Source organism: Flavobacteriales bacterium (assembly GCA_013214975.1).
Classification (GTDB): Bacteria; Bacteroidota; Bacteroidia; order DT-38; family DT-38; genus DT-38.
This window is the reverse complement of record JABSPR010000373.1, coordinates 1-3468: the sequence shown is the minus strand read 5'-3', so window position 1 is coordinate 3468 and position 3468 is coordinate 1. Positions and strand designations below refer to the sequence as shown.

4 protein-coding genes are annotated in these 3468 nt (G+C 37.6%); 2 read left to right on the top strand and 2 right to left on the bottom strand.

From position 1 onward, the window contains the following. A partial coding sequence (locus tag HRT72_11905; GenBank protein NQY68408.1) for a hypothetical protein occupies positions 1-788 on the top strand: 788 nt, incomplete at its 5' end. Between the two features lie 29 nt (positions 789-817). Next, positions 818-1633: an SMP-30/gluconolactonase/LRE family protein gene (locus tag HRT72_11900; GenBank protein NQY68407.1), complete on the top strand. Its 816-nt coding sequence runs from the start codon at positions 818-820 to the stop codon at positions 1631-1633. Positions 1634-1643: 10 nt separating this feature from the next. On the opposite strand, the gene HRT72_11895 is transcribed toward HRT72_11900, so the two are convergent. Next, positions 1644-2786 (bottom strand): DEAD/DEAH box helicase, encoded by a 1143-nt coding sequence (locus HRT72_11895; GenBank protein ID NQY68406.1) that lies wholly within the window; start codon positions 2784-2786, stop codon positions 1644-1646. 63 nt (positions 2787-2849) lie between these two features. Further along, positions 2850-3293: a T9SS type A sorting domain-containing protein gene (locus HRT72_11890; protein NQY68405.1), complete on the bottom strand. Its 444-nt coding sequence runs from the start codon at positions 3291-3293 to the stop codon at positions 2850-2852. Between the last annotated feature and the right edge of the window lie 175 nt (positions 3294-3468).

The following is a 3468-nucleotide window of genomic DNA, read 5'->3' as shown; positions in this document are numbered from 1 at the left end:
AGCTATATTATTTATTTTCGATTATAATCGTAAGTGTGTCGTCGTGTACTCAGGAGCAAGTTGTTGAGTCGAAATCTGAAGGCTATGTGAAAAAATCTCAAACAGTACAAAGAGGCCATCATATTACAGACCCAAGATTTACGGAAACATTTGGAGACTACGACGAAAATTATTTGAGCATGCTAGTTCGATTTTATAATTCAGAACAGGCTGGTTACGTTGGGTTACTTTGGCATTCTAAAAGCTATACAGATACAGCAGAAATTTCAAGAATAAATCTAATTGCCAGAATTGAATCTTACTCGGGCGCAACGATATTTCCATTGCTATTAAAGTATGGTCTGAAAGCGGATAATTACCAAGAAGTAGCATTTGATGGCGAATGGTGGGGAGATCAGTTAGATACCAACGACTACGAATCCTTTATGAGGGTTGTAGCAAACTGGGGTCATTATACGGAAGAGTTTGAGTGGATTTACAACTTAGCACCTGAAGAAGATATGCCATTACTTAAAGCACTTACATGGCACGAACCATTATCCATTACGTTTGCTGAAATGGAATTACGAGGAGAGGACGGAAGAGATACGCTTGCATCTTATATCGAGTATCAGCGAGAAGCACTTGAAGATTGGTTGGAAAAGTATCCTGATTATCTTACCGAAAATGGAGTAACAGAATACCACAGAGAAGAGCCTAGTAGGGACGAGGTTTCTGAGAATTATTATTACATGTGGTTGATAGAAGAGGCAGAGGAAAAGGCTAAAGAAAAAACTAAAGTTCAATGATTTAAGGAATGAGGGTTTATCACTTTTTAATGATCTTATTATTAGGCAGCATGTCTGTTTTCGCTCAACTGGAAGAGGTGTTTGTTACGTCGGGTTTTACTAATCCTGAATCGATCGTATTCGATAAAGAAAGAAACGTATTCTATGTTTCAAATTATAGAGAAGACGTGGAGAATGGAACAAAGTACGGACAAGATTATATTTCGAAAGTTGATGCGGACGGGAAGATTATCGAACTAGATTGGATCAAGCATTTAAGTGCTCCCACTGGTGTAATTATATCAGATGATAAATTATACGTGGTAGAAAGGTTTGGAGTAGTAGAGTATGATCTCAAAACGAATACAGTTCTTAATAGGTACTGTATTCAGCATAACGAATTTATTAATGATATTGTGATGGCGCCCGATGGCTCTCTATTTATAACAGAAGGGTACAGCGACAACCTTCACAGAATTAAAGATGGTAAGCTAGAGACATGGTTAAGCAGTAAAAAAATCAGGAATTCCAATGGATTACAAATTGATGGAAATAAATTGATCATTGGGGTTAACGACGATCATAAGCTAAAATCAATAGATCTTGCCACCAAAGAGGTAACGGTTATAGCGGAATTTGAGGATGGTAATTTAGATGGGATTAAGAAATATAAAGACGGATATATCGTAGGTAATTACTATGGTCAGATTTTTTATGTAAAAAAGGATGGTTCTATAACGGAATGGTTAAATGTAGAAGACAAAAAGATTATTTGTGCTGACTTTGAATACCTTGAGGATAAGCAAATGCTATACGTTCCAGATTTGGATAATAGTACGCTTACTGGGTATAAAATATCGGAGTAAGATATCCTCCTTACGTTATATTGAAATCTATTTTTTCTGAATCAATCATTGTAACCCATCGTTTCATTTTCTTCTGGATTACCTTAAAGTGATGCTTGTCTTCTTCCGCTACAAATGTAATTGCATCGCCTGGATTTTCTGCTCTTCCTGTTCGGCCTATTCTATGAATAAAATCTTTAGGAGAACGTGGTAATTCGTAATTAACCACATGAGGTAAAAAAGCAATGTCAATACCTCTAGATAAAAGATCAGTAGAAACTAATACTCTTAGATTTCCAGATTTAAAATCAGCTAAAGCTTCCTTTCGTTTACCTTGACTTTTCTTACTGTGAATTGCTTCTGCATTAATATTGTTCTTACGTAACTTGTGCGCTACAGCATCTGCTTGGTAAACCGAAGATGTAAAAACAAGCACTTGTTTCCAGTCATTTGATTCAATGAGATGTCTGAGAAGCGGCCCTTTTTTTTCGGGTTTCACAAAGTATCCAACTTGGTCGATTAGACTTAAATCTTCCGTTTTGGATTCGATTTTAACAACTACAGAATCGTTTAATTGGTCTTTGTTAATTTGCTGCACATCTGGACTTAGAGTAGCTGAGAATAGGAGGTTTTGTCTTTTTTTTGGAAGTAGAGCAAATATCTTATTCATTTCCTCTTTGAAACCTAGATTTAGCATTTTGTCTGCTTCATCTAAAACCAGAGTACTTAGGTCTGTAAAATGTAAAGCTTTTGATTCATGTAATTCTAATAGTCTTCCCGGGGTAGCTACTACCACATTAACATTTTGAAGCGATTTCATTTGAGGGTTAATAGATGCTCCACCATAAACAGCGAATGATTTAAAATCAAACGGTAGTGACTTCCCAATAGTGCGAAATACTTCTTCTACTTGAATAGCTAGCTCTCTTGTAGGAACTAAAACAAGGACATTGATGTGTCGGTTTTTGGTTTTGGTTTTCCCTTTAAGATTGTTCAGAATAGGGAGAACGTAAGCTGCCGTTTTTCCAGATCCTGTCTTTGCTATTCCTAATACATCTTTCCGTTTTAGGATTACTGGAATTGCTTTTTCTTGAATAGGATAGGGCTTATCGTAACCAAGTTCTGTGATTGCATCAATAAGGTAGGCTGTAAGTCCGAGGGATTTAAAAGGCATTTGGAATCTGTTAATTTCTTACAACAAAGGTAGGCTTTAGAAATTTTCTTTTAAATAGAAACCCTAGTCGATAAATACCTTGTGAGTAGAACTATTAATTTCTATAAGAACCACTCCGCTGTGTTTAGGTAGTTCAATTACCTCATTGCTATTTGAAGCTGTGGTGTTAAGCAGTGCCTTTCCAGATAAATTATAGATATTTATCGAAGATCCTTTTTTAACGTTGTTAACGTAAACCTTGTTTCCAAAACTGTACACGTTTGATTCTTTGGTTTCGAAATCTTCGATTCCTACTAGATTCCCTGCGTGCAGCATTGTTTCAGGAACATCTTCGTAGCCGTATGAAAGAATTTTTGCTTTTATCTGATGGGTGTTTGTTCCTGCACCACTTAATCTAACACGCAACCAGCCATAATGAAAGTCATCACCAATCTTGAATTTTAACCCGACATACTTTTTTTCTTCACCAGCAACTCGCCAAGATGATCCGGTGTTCCAGAACATCATCCACGGGCGCTAGGCGATAATCCTCCAACTCAGGCGTCTTTAATCCCCCCACCGCTTTTTCCGCTGGCCGCGCTCCAGGTGGACCCGCCGAAACGGCCAAGTCCCCTGTCGCAACAGCCGGAACTTCGCCGTGACGCCTTTTCCGTTTGAATTTTGGGTCCATCGCGCAACGCTT